Below are 17,013 nucleotides of genomic sequence, written 5' to 3'. Positions count from 1 at the left end.
AGCACCTTATCCACAGTGGGTAAGGGCGACGATATTCCCGGCAATCTACGAGGTCGCCATGAACAGCGAAGAACAAACCCTGATCGATGGACTGTTTTCCCGGCTGCAACAGGCCGAAACGGACTCAGCCCCGCGCGACGCCCAGGCCGAGACGCGGATCAAGGAACACCTGACTCGCCAGCCCGCGGCGGGCTATTTCATGACCCAGGCGATTCTGGTGCAAGAGGCCGCCCTCAAAAGCCTCGACGAACAGAACAAACAGCTCGCCCGGCAAGTCCAGCAATTGCAGGCCGAACTGCAATCGGCCAAGACTCAGCCGGCTGCTGCTGCTGCGGCACCGAGCAGCGGCGGCTTCTTGTCGAGCATTTTCGGTGGCGGTTCCCGTGATCCGCAGCCAGCGTCCACCCAAAGCCCACCCGCATCGAGCGGTGGCGGCTGGCGTGAACCGGCGCGGCCGTCGTTCAACTCGCAGCCGCCACAGCAAAACTTCGGTGCAGCGCCGCCTCAGCAGAATTACGCCCCGCAACAGCCCGCCGGCAGCAGCTTCCTCGGTGGTGCGCTGAAAACCGCCGCCGGTGTGGCCGGTGGTGTGATGCTGGCGCAAGGCATCAGCAGCCTGTTCCATCACAATCAGCAGCCGGAAGTGGCTGAAGTTATCAAGGAAGAGCCGGCTCAGGTCAATGATCAGAGCGGTGATAACGGCTGGGGCGATGATCAGCGCGTGGCTGACAACTCCAGTGATCAGGGCGGCTTTACCGATGCCGACTACAGCGATGACAGCTCATCGTTCTTTGGCGGCGACGACGATTCCTTCGTCTGATACACCTGTGGCGAGGGAGCTTGCTCCCGCTGGGCCGCGAAGCGGCCCCAAAAACAGGGACTGCTGCGCAGTCCAGCGGGAGCAAGCTCCCTCGCCACATGGCCGATTATTCGCGGAACAATCCTTCAGGCTGGCATACTGGGCAACTTTTCGGGCCTGGTGCCTGATCCTGCCCGCGCTCCGGCGCGCCAACGAGGATGACCGGTGAAAAAAATCGCAGTGTTCGCCGATGTCCAGAACCTCTATTACACCGTGCGTCAGGCCTATGGTTGTCATTTCAACTATGCCGCGCTGTGGGCTGATATCAGCAAACAGGGCGAGATCGTCGAGGCCTATGCCTACGCCATCGATCGTGGCGACAGCAAACAACAGCAATTCCAGCAGATCCTGCGCAACCTCGGCTTCATTGTGAAGCTCAAGCCCTACATCCAGCGCAGCGATGGCTCGGCCAAGGGTGACTGGGACGTGGGCATCACCCTCGACATCATGGACGCCGCCGATCATGTCGACGAAGTGGTGCTGGCCTCCGGTGACGGTGATTTCGACATGCTGTTGGAGCGCATCATCACCAAGCACGGAGTGCAAGCCGTGGCCTACGGCGTGCCGGGCCTGACGGCCAACTCGCTGATCCGCGCCGCCAGCCGCTACGTGCCGATCGAAGGCGCGTTGCTGCTCAAGAATTGATTTTTACGGAGTTGAAACAGGTTTGGAACGCATAGCAGTCATCGACTTTGAAACCACCGGGATCTCCCCGAGCAGCAGCTGCCGGGCCACGGAAATTGCCGTGGTGATCCTTGAACAGGGGCGCATCGTCGAGCGTTACCAAAGCCTGATGAATGCCGGCGTGCGCGTCCCGGCCTTCATCGAACAACTCACCGGCATCAGCAACGCCATGCTGCGCACCGCGCCATCGGCGGAGCAGGTGATGAACGAAGTCAACGAATTCGTCGGCATCACACCGCTGCTGGCCCACAACGCCGCGTTCGACCAGAAGTTCTGGGACTTTGAGCTGGGGCGTATCAAACGCACACGCTTGCAGAACTTCGCCTGCTCGCTGCTACTCGCCCGCCGTTTGATGCCCGCCGCGCCGAACCACAAACTCGGTACTCTCACCACGTTCGCCAACCTGCCCCACACCGGTAAAGCTCACCGGGCCATGGCCGATGCCGAGATGGCCGCCAATCTGACGGCGCATTTGGCTCAGGAACTGCGGCAGAAGCATGGGTTGCGGGAGTTGTCGCATGATCTGCTGGTCAGCTTGCAGAAAGTGCCGGCGGCGAAGATCAATGAGCATCTCAAGCGCCATCGCGGGTTCTGACTGACACCCCAAAAATCCTCGGACACAACACAAATCCCCTGTGGGAGCGGGCTTGCTCGCGAATACGGTCTGTCTGTCACATTTATGTTGGATGTGCCGACGCTTTCGCGAGCAAGCCCGCTCCCACATTGGATCTCCTGCGGCAAATAGATTGGTGTTAACGACGCCTCCGATTCGATGATCGGTCCTACCGAATTTTAGGGAATGTCTGTCTTGCCCCTCATCTGGGGCATCGATAACCTTTTGACCGTTGCTGCCAATGCAGCAACCGGGACTGCAAGCCCGAATCGTTGGAGGCATATTTGGTTCGGAGATTCGCCCATGGTCAAAGCTACCCTCAATATCCCTGATAGCAGTGCTGACTCAGATCAGTCCGAAATAGTGCAACCAGCTTCAAGAGAAGCTCACTTCGTCCCCCAAACATTCATCCGTCATCACATCCAACTAAAAGCACTGTTACTGCATGCCGAGGCGTGGTTTTGCGCCCGAGATATCGGCCGTTTAATGGGCGTGGATATAAACGGCCGGTACGCGCTCAAGCTTGATGCGGACCAGCGCCGGATGATGTGTTTGTCTGGAAGCGACGCCCCCCAGGAAACATTGATGCTGAGCGAATCCGGCGTGTACGCGATGCTGGTCTATCACTACTGCCCGGAGAACCGGAATCTGCGGCGTTGGCTGACCCATCACGTGGTGCCGATGCTGCGGGACGGTGGCGGGGTTGCTTCGAATCAGGCGCCGAGTTTGCGCTTGATGGAGTGGGCGGGGGGAACGTTAAGCCTGCTGCATTGGCGGACAGAGCCTTGGGTTCGTTTGAAAGATATGCAGTGTTTGCTAGGCGCCGGATATAGCGGCGTTCGCGGATTCTGACGATACCGCTGAACTTCTGTAGGAGCTGTCGAGTGAAACGAGGCTGCGATCTTTTGATCTTGTTTTTAAAGAGCAAAATCAAAAGATCGCAGCCTCGTTTCACTCGACAGCTCCTACGGGATCGCTATTTACCATTCCCTTCCAACTGCCCCAACGGCACCCGCTTATCTATCGCGCTCGACAACACAATCGACGTTTTGCTGAAGCCAAACTTGGCAATGCGATTGATCAACTCTTCCAGCTCCGGCATCGAACCCACCGCCGCTTGCATGATCACGCACGGATCACCCGTCACCCGGTGGCATTCGGTCAGTTGTGGGATTTTGATCAGGTCGTCGTAGGCCTTCTGGTTGCCGTGCTGGTTCAGGCGCAGTTCGATCACGCACTGGATCGGCAAGCCAAGCTTGGCCATGTCGACTTTCGCCTGGTAACCCGTGATGACCCCGCAGGCTTCGAGTTTGGCCACGCGCTCGGCCACGGCGGGGGCGGACAGGTTGACCTTGCGCGCCAGGTCGGCGTAGGACGCACGACCGTTTTCCAACAGGGCGCTGAGGAGCATGCGGTCGTATTTATCCATGGTCGTATTCCTGAAAAATGACTGACTTTCGAAAACACGGTTTATAGCGGTGATCTCCGTGTTTTGAAAAGTGTACCGGCGCTATAAACAGGTTTTGTAACTTATTTTACGCCGCTGGCCTTTCTAGAATAGCTGTTCACTTGCCTTGCCTACGAGCTGCCCCATGCCTGGCTTACGTCGTTTTCCCTTACCGTTGATCGCTGCCTTTTTCGCGTTGTACGTGATTTGGGGCTCGACTTACCTGGTGATTCGCATCGGTGTGGAGTACTGGCCGCCGTTGCTGCTCGCCGGTATCCGCTTCGTGATCGCCGGGACGTTGATGTATGCGTTCCTGCGTTGGCGCGGGGCGCCGGCACCGACCTGGGCGCAGTGGAAAGCCGCCGGGATCATCGGGATTTTGCTGCTGGCGTGCGGTAACGGCGGAGTGAGCGTGGCCGAACACATGGGCGTCGCCTCGGGTGTGGCTGCGTTGGCGGTGGCGACGGTGCCGCTGTTTACCTTGCTCTGCGGATATTTCTGGGGCGCGCGTAATACCCGTCTCGAATGGGCCGGGATTGTGCTCGGGCTGATCGGCATTGCCATGCTCAACCTCGGTTCCAACCTGCAATCGAGCCCATTGGGCGCCGCATTGCTGATATTCGCGGCAGCTTCCTGGGCCTTCGGTTCGGTGTGGAGCAAACACTTGCCGCTGCCCCAAGGCGCGATGGCCAGTGCCGTGGAAATGCTGGTGGGCGGCGTGGTCCTGTTGATCGGCAGTGCGGTAAGCGGTGAGCATCTGGAAGCCATGCCGCCGATCGAAGGCTGGGCGGCCCTGGCCTATCTGACCTTCTTCGGTTCGATCATCGCTTTCAACGCCTACATGTACCTGTTGAAACATGTGCGTCCGGCGGCAGCCACCAGTTATGCCTACGTCAACCCAGCCGTGGCGGTGTTGCTGGGGATTGTGTTTGTCGGCGAGACCATCGGTATCGAGGAAGCATTGGCCATGGCGGTAATCATCAGCGCCGTGGTGCTGATCGGATTGCCACAGTGGCGCCGTGCGCCTGAACGGCCCGCCGTTGTTGTGCCGACAGAATCCCGTGTGAATTAGGGTAAACTGCGCGCCATTGCACACTCGTTTTGCACAACCGCGCTGAATTTTCCTACGGTAATCCCATGACTTTCGCCACCCTTGGCCTGATCGAACCCTTGCTGCGTTCTCTCGAGACGCTCGGCTACCAGACCCCGACGCCGGTTCAGGCGCAAGCCATTCCGGCGGTGCTGGCCGGTCGCGACCTGATGGCCGCCGCCCAGACCGGGACTGGCAAGACCGCCGGCTTCGCGCTGCCGCTCCTGCAATTGCTGGCCATGGAAGGGCCGAAGGTGGCGTCTAACTCCGTGCGCGCACTGATCCTGGTGCCGACCCGCGAATTGGCCGAACAGGTTCACGAAGCCGTGCGTCAGTACGCCGAGAATCTGCCGTTGAGCACTTACGCGGTGTACGGCGGCGTCAGCATCAACCCGCAAATGATGAAGCTGCGCAAGGGTGTTGACGTGCTGGTGGCGACGCCAGGTCGTTTGCTCGACCTGTATCGCCAGAAGGCCCTCAAGTTCAATCAGCTGCAAACCCTGATCCTGGACGAAGCCGATCGCATGCTTGATCTGGGTTTCTCCGAGGAACTGGGGAATATTTACCGCGTGCTGCCGAAGCAACGTCAGACGCTGTTGTTCTCCGCGACTTTCTCCGATGCGATCCGCTTGCTGGCCGGACAAATGCTCAACGATCCACTGAGCATCGAAGTCAGCCCGCGCAACGTCGCTGCCAGCACCGTCAAGCAATGGGTCGTGGTGGTGGACAAGAAGCGCAAGCCTGAACTGTTCGTTCACTTGATGCGTAAGGGCAAGTGGAAGCAGGTGCTGGTGTTCGCCAAGACCCGCAATGGTGTGGACGCGCTGGTGGAAAAACTCCAGGGCCTGGGCATCAATGCCGACGGCATCCATGGCGATAAACCGCAGGCGACCCGTCAGCGCGCACTGGACCGTTTCAAGGCCAGTGAAGTGCAGATTCTTGTGGCCACCGACGTTGCGGCCCGTGGTCTGGATATCGAAGATTTGCCATTGGTGGTCAACTTCGACCTTCCGATCGTGGCGGAGGACTACATCCACCGGATCGGCCGTACCGGTCGCGCGGGTGCAACCGGGCAGGCGATTTCGCTGGTCTGCGCCGATGAAGTGAATCTGCTGTCGGCCATCGAGACGTTAACCCGTCAGACATTGCCTCGCCAGATGGAACATGACTTCGAGCCTGAGCATCGGGTGCCGGATACCGATGCCAGCGGTCAGGTGGTGAAGAAACCGAAAAAACCGAAGAAGCCGAAGACTTCCAGTGGTAGTAAACGTAACTTGGGTAAATGGGTTGAGAGTGGGGATGCTTCGGCGCCGGAGCCTTCGATCAAGCCTGTGCGCAAGGTGCCGGTGTTTAATACTGGACCGCGCAAGAAGAAGCCTTGAATACACGCGGCGTCTGTTAGGCCGCCTTCGCGAGCAAGCTCGCTCCCACATTCGACCGAGTTCTTTCAGAAAGAATGCGATTAGTGTGGGAGCGAGCTTGCTCGCGATGGCCGCGCCTCGGTCCTCAGCCCTTGTGTTTCAACCACTCCACCATCCCCAACCCCGCCGCTCGCCCACTGGCGAAACACGCGGTCAGCAGATAGCCGCCCGTCGGCGCTTCCCAATCCAGCATTTCCCCCGCGCAGAACACGCCGGGCAGTTGCTTGAGCATCAAACGTTCATCCATCGACTCGAACATCACGCCACCGGCGCTGCTGATGGCCTCGTCCAGTGGGCGGGTTTTCACCAGTGTCAGTGGAAGCGCCTTGATCGCTTTGGCCAGCAGCGCTGGATCAGCGAAGCTTTCGGCTGGCGTGAGTTCGCGCAGCAACGCCGCTTTCACACCATCGATCCCGAGCTGGCTGTGCAGATGTTTAGCCATGGAGCGTGACCCACGCGGTTTGCTCAGCGCAGCCTGCACTTTATCCACAGGCCTGCCCGGCAACAGGTCCAGGTGAATGGTCGCCGAGGCGTGCTGATTGATGGCTTCGCGGATCGGCGCCGACAAAGCGTAGATCAAACTGCCTTCAATCCCGGTCGCCGTGATCACACATTCCCCGAGCCGCGGCACGTCGTCGTTGAGGCCGATGGCGATGTTTTTCAGCGGTGCGCCGGCGAATTTGCTGACCATCAACTCGCTCCAGGCCTGCACCTCGAAGCCGCAATTACTCGATTGCAGCAGCGCGAGTCCTACGCCGCGTTGTTCCAGTGGCAGCATCCAGGCGCCGTCCGAACCGAGGCGCGACCAGCTGCCGCCGCCGAGGGCCAGTAACGTTGCGTCAGGCTTGACGGTTTTTTCGCCCTCGGGGCTGTCGATGCGCAATCCACTGCTGTCATCCCAGCCGAACCAGCGGTGTCGGGTGTGGATAACGACGCCGCTGTCACGCAGGCGTTTGAGCCATGCACGCAACAGGGGGGCGGCTTTCATGTCTGTAGGAAAGACTCGGCCGGAACTACCGACAAAGGTTTCGATGCCCAGGTCATGAATCCATTGGCACAAGGCTTCGGCGCCGAAACTTCGCAACAGCGGTGCAATCTGCGGTGCGCGTTCGGCGTAGCGTGAGAGAAATGCCGGGTAGGCTTCGGAATGGGTGATGTTCATACCACCCACGCCGGCCAGCAGGAATTTTCGCCCCACTGAAGGCATGCCGTCGTACAGGTCGACCTTGATCCCGGCCTGGCTCAGCACTTCGGCCGCCATCAAACCGGCGGGGCCGCCGCCGATGATGGCAACATGGGGGGAGAGGGCGGTCGAAGGCTGAGTCATGGAGTGCGCTGCGGTCTGGCGGAGTAGGGCGGGCATTCTATCAGCACAGATTTAGTGTGGGAGCGAGCTTGCTCGCGATAGCGGTCCGACAGTCACTTCAATTGCTGGATGTGCCGCCGCTATCGCGAGCAAGCTCGCTCCCACATTGGAACGATGTTGTTTCAAACAGCTGATCAAAAAACAACCACCCCTTTGCAAGCTATATGCAGCATGGCCTGTAGGACCTTTCACTCAGGTTATCCACAGGCAGTTCCACAGACATTGTGGGTAAAGACCCACACCTCAATGACAACCTGATGACTGCCAGACCCGTTGCGCACTGTGATGCAGGATTCCATGACGGCGCGCCAACGCCTTGCGGTCCTTGCTGTAGCCGCCGCCGATTACCCCGACCACCGGAATATCCCGGCCCAGGCAATGGCGCATCACACTTTCATCCCTGGCGGCGACGCCTTCGTCTGTCAGCTTCAGGTAGCCGAGCGCGTCATCTTTATGCACATCGACACCGGCGTCGTACAACACCAGGTCAGGTTGATAGAGCGGCAGCAAATAATTGAGCGCATCGTCCACCACTTTCAGGTAATCGGCATCGCCCATGCCCTTGGGCAGTGGAATGTCCCAGTCACTTTCGGCTTTGCGTGCGGGAAAGTTCTTCTCGCAGTGCAGGGAAACGGTCACGGCGTCCGGGGTGTTGTGCAGAATCCGTGCAGTCCCGTCGCCCTGATGCACATCGCAGTCGAAGATCAGCACCCGATTCACACGGCCGCTTTCCAGCAGGAAATGGCTGATCACCGCCAGGTCATTGAAGATGCAGAACCCGGCAGGATGGTCGTAGTGAGCGTGATGGGTGCCGCCAGCCAGGTGACAAGCCAAACCATGTTCCAGCGCCTGCTCGGCCGCCAGCAGCGAGCCGCCAACCGCACGCACCGTGCGCCGGGCCAGGGCTTCGCTCCACGGCAGGCCGAGGCGCCGCTGGTCTTCGCGGGACAACTCGCCGCCCATGTAGCGTTCGATATACGCAGGGTCATGTGCGAGCGCGAGAATCTCTGGCGGGCAGAGGTCGGGGCGCAGCAGGTCAGCGTCCCGGGTCAGTCCGCTGTCCACCAGGTGATCGCGCAGCAGGCGAAACTTGTCCATGGGGAAGCGGTGATCCGCCGGGAACTCGGGACTGTAGTCTTCGTGGTAGATCAGGGGCAGGGGCATGGCTGATTTATACAGGACGGTAGGTAGGAATGAGTGAAGGATCCTACCAGCGATGTAGACTTGCGGCATGGGAACGGGGGGCACGATGGAACCGATACTGGAACTCGAGAGCGCGCGACTGTTGTTGCGGCAGTGGAGCGATGAGGATTTGCCGGAGTTTGCGGCGATGTGCGCCGATCCACAGGTGATGCGATATTTTCCGGCGCCCTTGAGTCGCCTGGAAAGTGCTTCGCTGATCGGACGGATTCGTGGCCATTTTGCCGAGCATGGCTTCGGTCTCTGGGCGCTGGAGCGCAAGGACACCGGGGCATTTATCGGTTTTACCGGGCTCGCCGTGGTTGGCTTCGACGCGCGTTTTACCCCGGCCACCGAAATCGGCTGGCGCCTGGCCCGCGAGCACTGGGGCCTTGGCTACGCCAGTGAAGCGGCGTGGACCGCTCTGCGCTGCGGGTTTGACCGGTTGGCGCTGAAAGAAGTGGTGTCCTTCACCACCGAAACCAACATGCCGTCGCAGAAAGTCATGCAGGCAATCGGCATGCACCATGATTCAGCCGATGATTTCGACCACCCGATGCTCGCGGCCGATCATCCCCTGCGTCACCATGCGCTGTACCGCATCACCCGTGAACAATGGCTGCAAACCTTGCATGGATAAGCCGGCACGGACGTTTACAATGGCTCCCATGGGCCCTGGCCAGAAATTGAATCGACCGTCGCAGCCAAGACTGCGCGGCATGCGTTGTGTGAGGAGAGTCTGAATGAGCCAAGTGTTGGATGATCTGGTTGACCTGCTGACCCTGGAACCAATCGAAGAAAACCTGTTCCGTGGCCGCAGCCAGGACCTGGGTTTTCGTCAGCTGTTCGGTGGTCAGGTGATCGGTCAGTCCCTGTCGGCGGCCAGTCAGACGGTCGAAGAAGCGCGCCATGTGCATTCGATGCACGGTTATTTCCTGCGTCCGGGCGATTCCGCGCTGCCCGTGGTGTATCAGGTTGACCGGGTGCGCGACGGCGGCAGTTTCAGTACGCGTCGAGTGACGGCGATCCAGAAGGGCAACCCGATTTTCACCTGCAGTGCGTCGTTCCAGTACGACGAAGAAGGCTTCCAGCACCAGGCCGAGATGCCGATTGTGGTCGGCCCGGAAAACCTGCCGTCGGAGCTGGAACTCACTCAACAGCGCGCGCACCTGATTCCCGAGCACATGCGCGAAAAATTTCTGTGCCCGAAACCGATCGAGTTCCGACCGATCACCGAGAAAGATCCCTACAACCCGCAACCGTCCGATCCGATCAAATACGTCTGGTTTCGCGCCGACGGTGCCTTGGCCGATTCTCCGGCGCTGCATAAATACTTGCTGGCCTACGCTTCGGATTTCGGTCTGTTGACCACGTCGATGCAACCTCACGGCAAGTCGGTCTGGCAGAAAGACATGCAGGTCGCCAGCCTCGATCACGCGCTGTGGTTCCATCAGGATCTACGTGCCGATGATTGGTTGCTGTATGCGATGGACAGTCCTTGGGCGGGCAACTCGCGCGGCTTCTCCCGCGGCAGCGTATTCAACCGCGCCGGGCAACTGGTGGCTTCGGTCACGCAGGAAGGCCTGATTCGCCACCGCAAGGATTGGGCATGAGCCTGGCCGAGGTGCGGCACTGGGTGTTCGACATGGACGGCACCCTGACGGTGGCCGTGCATGACTTCGCGGCGATCCGCGTGGCGTTGGCGATTCCTGCCGAAGACGACATCCTGACCCACCTCGCCGCGCTGCCGGCCGATGAAGCAGCAGCCAAACATGCATGGTTGCTGGAACACGAACGGGACCTGGCGCTCGGTTCGAAAGCAGCACCGGGCGCGGTAGAGCTGGTGCATGAGCTGGCCGGGCGCGGTTATCGCCTGGGCATTCTCACGCGCAATGCTCGCGAACTGGCGCACGTCACGCTGGAGGCGATCGGCCTGGCCGACTGCTTTGCGGTGGAGGATGTGCTGGGCCGTGATGAAGCACCGCCAAAACCGCATCCCGGTGGTTTGCTGAAGTTGGCCCAGGCCTGGAATGTCCCGGCCAGTGAGATGGTGATGGTCGGTGACTACCGCTTTGATCTGGATTGCGGTCGGGCGGCAGGTGCGCGGACGGTGTTGGTGAACCTGCCGGATAATCCGTGGCCTGAGTTGGCGGATTGGCATGCCGCCGATTGCGTGGCGTTGCGGGAAATGCTTTCGGCTTGAGATTCGAGATCAAAAGATCGCAGCCTTCGGCAGCTCCTACAGTGGAATCGCGTATACCTGTAGGAGCTGCCGAAGGCTGCGATCTTTTGACGGTTATTGAAACAACGCCTTCTGCCCCTGCGGCGAGTTAAACATCCCATCCCCGTTATGCCCGACCCCGGGCACTTCAATCAGCTGCTGATTCAAACCTTGAGGATGCAGCCGCTTCAGATAAGCAAAATAATTGCGCCCGCGAGCCAATCGATTGGCTCCCTGAGCTTGGGCCTCACAGCTTTTATCCAGCGCCGGCTGCTTCGGGTCGCTGTCCTGCTGCCCGAGTAGATAAACGACATCGCGTTTGACGTAGTTTTCCTCCAGCTGCTTGGCGGTTTGCCCTTCGGCATAGGCGGGTAAATCCGCCAGTCCATATTTCCAGCGATTGAAATTCGGGCAACCGGCGTGTTTGAACGCCACCGGCCGTCGCTCATCGAAGTACGCATAAGAAGATGGATTGGCGATGACGTAACGCACCTGTATGTCGGCCGCCTTGAGCGCCGGCTGGTCGTGGCCCAGCAACGCGTATCGCTGCACCACCTGAGCGCCGCCGGAGTGACCGGCAATGACAATTTGCTTCACGTCCGGAAACTGTTTTCGATCGCCGATTCGGGCGATGATTTCGTCGAGCGCCGCGTAGGAGCTCAGGGAAAACGGAGCGGTGGATAAACCGCCCGCCATCCAGTCATTGCCCTGCCAGCGCAATACGCTGTCAGCCACGGGATGGGTCGCGATGTCGGTTTCATTGAGAAATTGCGGGGCGAGCACCAAGGTGCTCGCGCTTTGCCCGGCCTGTTCGGCCGCGCGCACGGCGCTCTGGCGATAGGTATCGGCATTGCGCAATCGACCATGGATGATGATCAGCACGCGTTCGATTTTCTTCGGCGCCGGGCCGATGCCCACCGCGATTTCACCTGCAGTCAGCAGCAGGCGTCCGGGGCTGACCTCCTTGACCGCATGCTCGGCAGCCTGGGCGCTTGCGCAGGTGATCAGTAGAGCTAACAGCCACTTATTCATTTATAGGTTTTTCGCTGCAAAGGTATCGCACTGGCCGACCTGGCCTTGCGCGAATCCGGTTTTGAACCAGCGCACCCTTTGCGCCGACGTACCATGAGTAAATGAATCCGGCACCACACGGCCCTGACCTTGCTGTTGCAAGCGGTCATCGCCGATGGCGTTGGCGGCGTTCAAGGCTTCTTCGATGTCACCGGGTTCCAGCCAGTTCAGCCGTTTCTGCGCGTTGTTGGCCCAGACTCCGGCCAGGCAATCGGCCTGCAGTTCCTGGCGTACCAGCAAACCGCCGTCGCCTTCCATCTGCCGGCCCTGTTGGCGGGCGGTCTGAATTTTCGCGGAAACACCGAGCAAGGTCTGCACATGGTGTCCGATTTCGTGAGCGATCACGTAGGCCTGAGCGAAGTCGCCCGCGGCGGAAAAACGCTGGGACATTTCCTGGAAGAAACTCATGTCCAAGTAGACCTTCTGGTCCGCCGGGCAATAGAACGGGCCGGTCGCCGAACTTGCCAGACCGCAGGCCGAGTTGACGCGGCCGCTGAACAGCACCAGGGTCGGGTCCTTATATTGACGACCGGCCTGCTGGAAAATCTGACCCCAGGTGTCCTCGGTATCGCCGAGGATCGAGCGTACGAACTCGGCTCCTTCGTCAGTGGCCGGCGGTGCCTTGCGGGTTTGCGTCGGGGCCGGTGCCGATTGCTCACTCATCTGCCCGGTCAGTTGCCCGAGGATTTGCATCGGGTCCTGGCCGGTGATCCAGCCGATCCCGACGATCAATATAATCGCCGTCAGGCTCAGACCCTTGCCGCCACCGAAGCGCATCCCGCCACCGCCACCGCCGACATCATCTCCACGGGCATCGACCACGTTGTCGCTGCGTCGGCCTTTTTTCCATAGCATGTGGGAACCCTCTGATTGTCCGTGGGATGAGTGTTGCTGCTGAGTGGGAGCGGCGCCAGTCCAGTCGTCCATCTTTTGTTGCGCACAGCAGCCTTCCCGGCAACCTGTGGTGGGTGGCCGGGAGTCTTCCAGACTCGTATTGAACACGGACAACCCATCTAATTCCTTCAGGCGACGGGTTTTTATCGAGCAGGCGACCGCCTGCTTCGAGGGAATCACTGGTCGAACGCATCCCACACCGGCGCAAAGTCTGGATTGACCTGGCGTTCGCGCTTGGACAAACCGGCGATCAGCGTTCGATCTCCTGTTCGTAAGCGGTAATACCTGCGATATGTCGCGCGGCGATGTAGCCGAAGGTCAGCGCCGGGCCAAGATTGATGCCGCCGGCGGGGTAGTGCCCGCCCATGATGCTGGCCATGTCACTGCCTGCTGCGTACAACCCGGTGATGGCTTCGCCCGATTCACCGAGAACCTGGGCGTGTTGATTGACCTTGAGGCCGGCGAAGGTGCCGAAGCAGCCGGGCTGAACCTTCACAGCATAGAACGGGCCTTGTTCGATCGGGGCGACGCAAGGGTTGGGTTGCTGCAACGCATCACCCTGTTTGCGGTTGTAAGGCGTTGAGCCGCGCCCAAACAGCGGGTCTTCACCATTGCGTGCGTGCCGGTTGTATTCGGACACAGTGCTGCGCAAACCGTTCGGGTCGATGCCGCAGGCCTCGGCCAATTCCTCAAGGGTGTTGCCGGTTTTCAGATAGCCACTACGGATAAAGGATGACAGCGGCAGCGGAAACGGCCGAGAGATACCCAGGCCATAACGCCGTTGAAAGCCATGCGTGCAGACCAGCCAGGAGGCGACCGCTTCGCCCTTCGGAGCGGCGGCGACCATGGCCGTTACATAGTCGTAGTAGCCGTTGGCTTCGTTGACGAAGCGCTGACCGTTGCCCAACACGCCGATGATCCCCGGTTTGCCGCGCTCGATGATGTGCGGGAAGTGGCCGATGCTGCCGTCCTTGTGTGGCACTTGCGAAACCGGTGCCCAGGCGACGGGCGACGCCAGATCGGTGTTCACCCGCGCGCCGGCGCTTTCGCCCAGTCGCAAGCCATCGCCGCAGACGCCGAGGGGGGGCAACGCCAGGTGTTCGTGCCCGGTTGGCGTACGAGGAAACAATGCCTTGCGCCGCTCGATGTCATTGGCAAAACCGCCGGCCGCCAGCACCACGGCCTTGCGTGCATGGATGCGGACCTTGCCTTTGGCGGTGCTGACCACCGCGCCTCGGACCTGATCGCCATCGCGCAGCAGCTCGGTAACGGGGGCCGACTCCCAGAGCCATACGCCGAGGTCTTCGGCGGATTTTGCCAACCGAGCCACCAGCGCGACACCGTTGACCAGTTGCATCGCCCGACCATGAACAGCGAGGTCGAGCAGGTGCCGCGAAAAGCGCCGTGTCACGTGCCAGGCTGCCGACAGTGAGCGCGTCAGATTGAGAAATGCCGAGAGGTCCGCACCTGCCATGATCGGCATGCCCATGAACGAAGTTTCCCGCATTGTTTTGCGAAGACGCTTGAGCAGCTTGCCGACTTTTCGCCCATCGTAAGGCGCCGCGATGACCGAGCGTCCTCCCGTGCCGGCGCCCGGTGTATCGCCATGAATATCGGCAATGGCATTGCCGTCGGCGAATTGCAGCGAGGTGTGCTGTTCGAAGAACGCCACCATCCGCGGCCCGGATTCGAGGAAAGCATCGATCATGGCCGGCTCGTAACGTTCGCCCAATTCGTGTTTCAGGTAAGTGCGCGGTTGCTCGACGTCTTCGACGATTCCGGCGCGCCGAGCCAGAGGGTTGCAAGGCACCCAAGCCCAACCACCGGACCACGCCGTGGCGCCGCCGAACACCGGATCTTTTTCGACCACGATGACTTTCAAGCCGTGCCACGCCGCGGTCACTGCAGTCGATAGCCCAGCCGCACCGGAGCCGACGATGAGCACGTCGCAGTCGATATCCGGGAGATTTTTTGATTCGGCAGGCATCGTTTGAAGCTCCAACGGTTTGTATTTTTTAGAATTTGATTCCAGAAAATATAGGAGCGTAATCGAACTCGGCAACCTTTCACCGGGTAAAGCGGGCGGTAATCGGACAGAGGGTTCCAGATTTCGCATTCGGTCGGTTGTCTTCTAGAATCGGACAAATTTTGTGTGGAACCTCCCATGGCCGGCAGTCAGATCGAACGTGTTTTCAGCGTGCTTGAAAGCCTCACCAGTGACCCTCGGGGCCTGCCGATGCAGACGCTGGCGGAGCAACTGGATATTCCCAAAAGCGCGACCCACCGGTTGCTCGCCGAGCTGATTCGGCTGGGTTATGTGCGACAGAATCCGGAGAACCTGCGGTATCACCTGTCGACCAAACTGGTGGCCATGGGTTTCCGTTACCTGTCGGGCAGCGGCGCGGATATTGTCCAGCCGGTGCTTGATCGCCTCGCCCAGGAAACCGGCGAGCTGGTGCGGCTTGGGGTGATTGAAGGTGAGCGGCAGATCTGGATCGCCAAATCCCAGGGCGCCCGTTCCGGCCTGCGTTACGACCCGGACATGGGCCGTGATGCGCCTTTGTTTTACACCGCGTCGGGGCATGCGTGGCTGGCATGTATGAGCGATGCCGAGGCGCTGTCCCTGGTCGAACGGCAGGGTGGCGAGCGGCCAAAGGACCTTGGGCCGAATGCACCGCGTTCCAACATCGAATTGCTGGAACGCCTGCGTATGGCGCGGGAGCAGGGTTATGCCTGGGTCGAGGAAAGTTCGGCGGTGGGCACCTCGGCGATTGCTGCGGTGGTGCGACATCCGAGTGATGGTCGAGTCATCGGTGTGCTGAGCATCGCCGGGCCCAGCGCACGGATGCCGGGGGCGCGACTGCATGAGTTGGCGCCGCTGTTGTTGAAGTTTACCGAGGAGCTGTCGGCTGCGAGCCTGGCTTCAGAGTTGTTCACTTGACGGTCTAAAAGATCGCAGCCTGCGGCAGTGTAGGAGCTGCCGAAGGCTGCGATCTTTTGATCCTGTGCGTTGTTCGCACACTTTTGCGGTTTGCTTGTGTGAGAATCTGGAACCAGGTTCTAAATTATTGGAATTCGCCCTTCCAAGAATAATCACAAGAGGACCGCACGATGAGTTCACCCCTGCGTATTGCCCTGATCGGGGCTGGCAATATGGGCCAGCAGCATTACCAGCATCTGCAAACTCTGACGGAAGCGACCTTGTGCGCAGTGGCCGATCCGGGTCCGCAAGCAGTGGGCCTCGCTGCGCAATGGGGCGTGGTGTATTTCGCTGATCACCGTCAGATGTTGGAGCAGGTGAAACCAGACGCGGTGATCGTCGCCAACCCGAATACGCTGCACGTCAGCACCGCACTCGATTGCCTCGCTGTCGGCGTGCCGGTCCTGCTGGAAAAACCGGTGGGCGTGCACATGGACGAAGTCCGCGAACTGGTCGCCGCTTCGAAAGCCACGGGCGTTCCTGTGCTGGTCGGTCATCATCGCCGGCACAACCCGCTGATCGTCCGCGCCCATGAACTGGTGCAAAGCGGCGCGTTGGGCCGGCTGACGACGGTGACCGCGCTCTGGCAATTGCGTAAACCCGACAGCTATTTCGAGACGCCCTGGCGTCGCGAACCCGGTGCGGGAATGTTGCTGACCAACCTGATTCACGACCTCGATCTGCTCCGGCATTTGTGTGGCGAAGTGCGGCAGGTTCAGGCGATCACCAGCAATGCGGTGCGCGGGTTTGCCAACGAAGATTGCGCGGCGGTGTTGCTGCAATTCGACAGCGGCGCGCTGGGTAGCCTGACCGGTTCGGATGCGGTCGCGGCGCCCTGGAGCTGGGAGCTGGATTCCGGGGAAAACCCGGTGTACCCACGTCAGGCCGATCAACCGTGTTATCTGCTGGCCGGGACCGGCGGTGCATTGAGCATTCCGCAACTTAAGCGTTGGCACTACGCCGACCCCGATGGGGGATGGCATCAACCGTTGCTGCCGGTGCAGGAAAACTTCAGCGCCGATGACGCGCTGCGTTTGCAGTTGCAGCATTTCGTGCGCGTGGCGCGTCGAGAAGTCGAGCCGTTGGTGAGCGTTGCCGATGCCACCCGCACGTTGGCGCTGATTGAAGCGATACGCGAGGCCGCCGAAACCGGCCGTGCTTGCGCACCGACCTTGATCGAGGGTTGAG

At 60.3% G+C, this 17,013-nt stretch carries 17 protein-coding genes and 1 pseudogene; 11 read left to right on the top strand and 7 right to left on the bottom strand.

Going from position 1 to position 17,013, the window contains the following annotated elements; translation table 11 throughout:
* The first annotated feature begins 58 nt into the window (after window positions 1-58).
* The 4 genes from ACA059_RS27750 to ACA059_RS27735 all read left to right on the top strand — a co-directional run bounded on the left by ACA059_RS27750 (window position 59) and on the right by ACA059_RS27735 (window position 3,008).
* Window positions 59-820, top strand: coding sequence for a DUF2076 domain-containing protein (locus tag ACA059_RS27750; RefSeq protein WP_497631716.1), 762 nt, complete (start codon window positions 59-61; stop codon window positions 818-820).
* 204 nt (window positions 821-1,024) lie between these two features.
* Complete coding sequence (locus ACA059_RS27745; RefSeq protein WP_010467410.1) at window positions 1,025-1,504, top strand: LabA-like NYN domain-containing protein; 480 nt, start codon at window positions 1,025-1,027, stop codon at window positions 1,502-1,504.
* 22 nt (window positions 1,505-1,526) lie between these two features.
* Window positions 1,527-2,138, top strand: a complete 612-nt coding sequence (locus ACA059_RS27740; protein WP_046048736.1) for a 3'-5' exonuclease — start codon at window positions 1,527-1,529, stop codon at window positions 2,136-2,138.
* 321 nt (window positions 2,139-2,459) lie between these two features.
* Window positions 2,460-3,008, top strand: a complete 549-nt coding sequence (locus tag ACA059_RS27735; RefSeq protein ID WP_497631714.1) for a BRO-N domain-containing protein — start codon at window positions 2,460-2,462, stop codon at window positions 3,006-3,008.
* Between the two features lie 124 nt (window positions 3,009-3,132).
* Here the strand turns inward: ACA059_RS27735 and ACA059_RS27730 are convergent, their stop codons facing one another.
* A complete protein-coding gene (locus ACA059_RS27730; RefSeq protein ID WP_497631713.1) occupies window positions 3,133-3,585 on the bottom strand; it encodes an Lrp/AsnC family transcriptional regulator in 453 nt (150 codons plus the stop codon).
* Between the two features lie 163 nt (window positions 3,586-3,748).
* On the opposite strand from ACA059_RS27730, the gene yedA reads away from it, so the two are divergent.
* Both yedA and rhlE1 read left to right on the top strand, forming a co-directional pair.
* Entirely contained in the window at window positions 3,749-4,675 is a 927-nt protein-coding gene (gene yedA / locus ACA059_RS27725; RefSeq protein ID WP_497631712.1) for a drug/metabolite exporter YedA, read from the top strand.
* Window positions 4,676-4,740: 65 nt separating this feature from the next.
* A complete protein-coding gene (rhlE1, locus tag ACA059_RS27720; protein WP_497631711.1) occupies window positions 4,741-6,075 on the top strand; it encodes an RNA helicase RhlE1 in 1,335 nt (444 codons plus the stop codon).
* A gap of 124 nt (window positions 6,076-6,199) precedes the next feature.
* On the opposite strand, the gene ACA059_RS27715 is transcribed toward rhlE1, so the two are convergent.
* Window positions 6,200-7,441 (bottom strand): TIGR03862 family flavoprotein, encoded by a 1,242-nt coding sequence (locus ACA059_RS27715; protein WP_497631710.1) that lies wholly within the window; start codon window positions 7,439-7,441, stop codon window positions 6,200-6,202.
* Between the two features lie 282 nt (window positions 7,442-7,723).
* Complete coding sequence (locus tag ACA059_RS27710; protein ID WP_497631709.1) at window positions 7,724-8,644, bottom strand: histone deacetylase family protein; 921 nt, start codon at window positions 8,642-8,644, stop codon at window positions 7,724-7,726.
* An 85-nt stretch (window positions 8,645-8,729) separates the two neighbouring features.
* Between ACA059_RS27710 and ACA059_RS27705 the strand changes: the two genes are divergently transcribed.
* The 3 genes from ACA059_RS27705 to ACA059_RS27695 all read left to right on the top strand — a co-directional run bounded on the left by ACA059_RS27705 (window position 8,730) and on the right by ACA059_RS27695 (window position 10,862).
* Entirely contained in the window at window positions 8,730-9,299 is a 570-nt protein-coding gene (locus tag ACA059_RS27705) for a GNAT family N-acetyltransferase (protein ID WP_497631708.1), read from the top strand.
* 103 nt (window positions 9,300-9,402) lie between these two features.
* Entirely contained in the window at window positions 9,403-10,272 is an 870-nt protein-coding gene (tesB, locus tag ACA059_RS27700; protein ID WP_415771568.1) for an acyl-CoA thioesterase II, read from the top strand.
* Complete coding sequence (locus ACA059_RS27695; RefSeq protein ID WP_497631707.1) at window positions 10,269-10,862, top strand: HAD family hydrolase; 594 nt, start codon at window positions 10,269-10,271, stop codon at window positions 10,860-10,862. Before tesB ends, ACA059_RS27695 begins: the two co-directional genes overlap by 4 nt.
* A 93-nt stretch (window positions 10,863-10,955) precedes the next feature.
* Here the strand turns inward: ACA059_RS27695 and ACA059_RS27690 are convergent, their stop codons facing one another.
* From ACA059_RS27690 to ACA059_RS27675, 4 genes and pseudogenes are all read right to left on the bottom strand, one after another.
* Window positions 10,956-11,912 carry an alpha/beta fold hydrolase gene (locus tag ACA059_RS27690; protein WP_497631705.1) on the bottom strand — a complete coding sequence of 319 codons (957 nt, stop codon included), beginning with the start codon at window positions 11,910-11,912 and terminating at the stop codon, window positions 10,956-10,958.
* Window positions 11,913-12,806, bottom strand: a complete 894-nt coding sequence (ypfJ, locus tag ACA059_RS27685) for a KPN_02809 family neutral zinc metallopeptidase (RefSeq protein WP_497631704.1) — start codon at window positions 12,804-12,806, stop codon at window positions 11,913-11,915.
* Between the two features lie 215 nt (window positions 12,807-13,021).
* Window positions 13,022-13,108, bottom strand: a pseudogene (locus ACA059_RS27680) (aldo/keto reductase); the annotation flags it as partial.
* Window positions 13,096-14,832 carry an FAD-dependent oxidoreductase gene (locus tag ACA059_RS27675; protein WP_497631702.1) on the bottom strand — a complete coding sequence of 579 codons (1,737 nt, stop codon included), beginning with the start codon at window positions 14,830-14,832 and terminating at the stop codon, window positions 13,096-13,098. The pseudogene ACA059_RS27680 and the gene ACA059_RS27675, both read right to left, overlap by 13 nt.
* A 177-nt stretch (window positions 14,833-15,009) precedes the next feature.
* Here ACA059_RS27675 and ACA059_RS27670 point away from each other — a divergent pair, with 177 nt between their 5' ends.
* Together ACA059_RS27670 and ACA059_RS27665 are read left to right on the top strand one after the other, a co-directional pair.
* Entirely contained in the window at window positions 15,010-15,786 is a 777-nt protein-coding gene (locus ACA059_RS27670) for an IclR family transcriptional regulator (RefSeq protein WP_497631701.1), read from the top strand.
* A 170-nt stretch (window positions 15,787-15,956) separates the two neighbouring features.
* Complete coding sequence (locus tag ACA059_RS27665) at window positions 15,957-17,012, top strand: Gfo/Idh/MocA family protein (protein ID WP_497631700.1); 1,056 nt, start codon at window positions 15,957-15,959, stop codon at window positions 17,010-17,012.
* Window position 17,013 lies beyond the last annotated feature (1 nt).

The sequence above is a fragment of the Pseudomonas sp. LBUM1647 genome (assembly GCF_059716175.1).
Note: the sequence above shows the minus strand (reverse complement) of the source record. Positions and strands in the feature narration are given on the sequence as shown.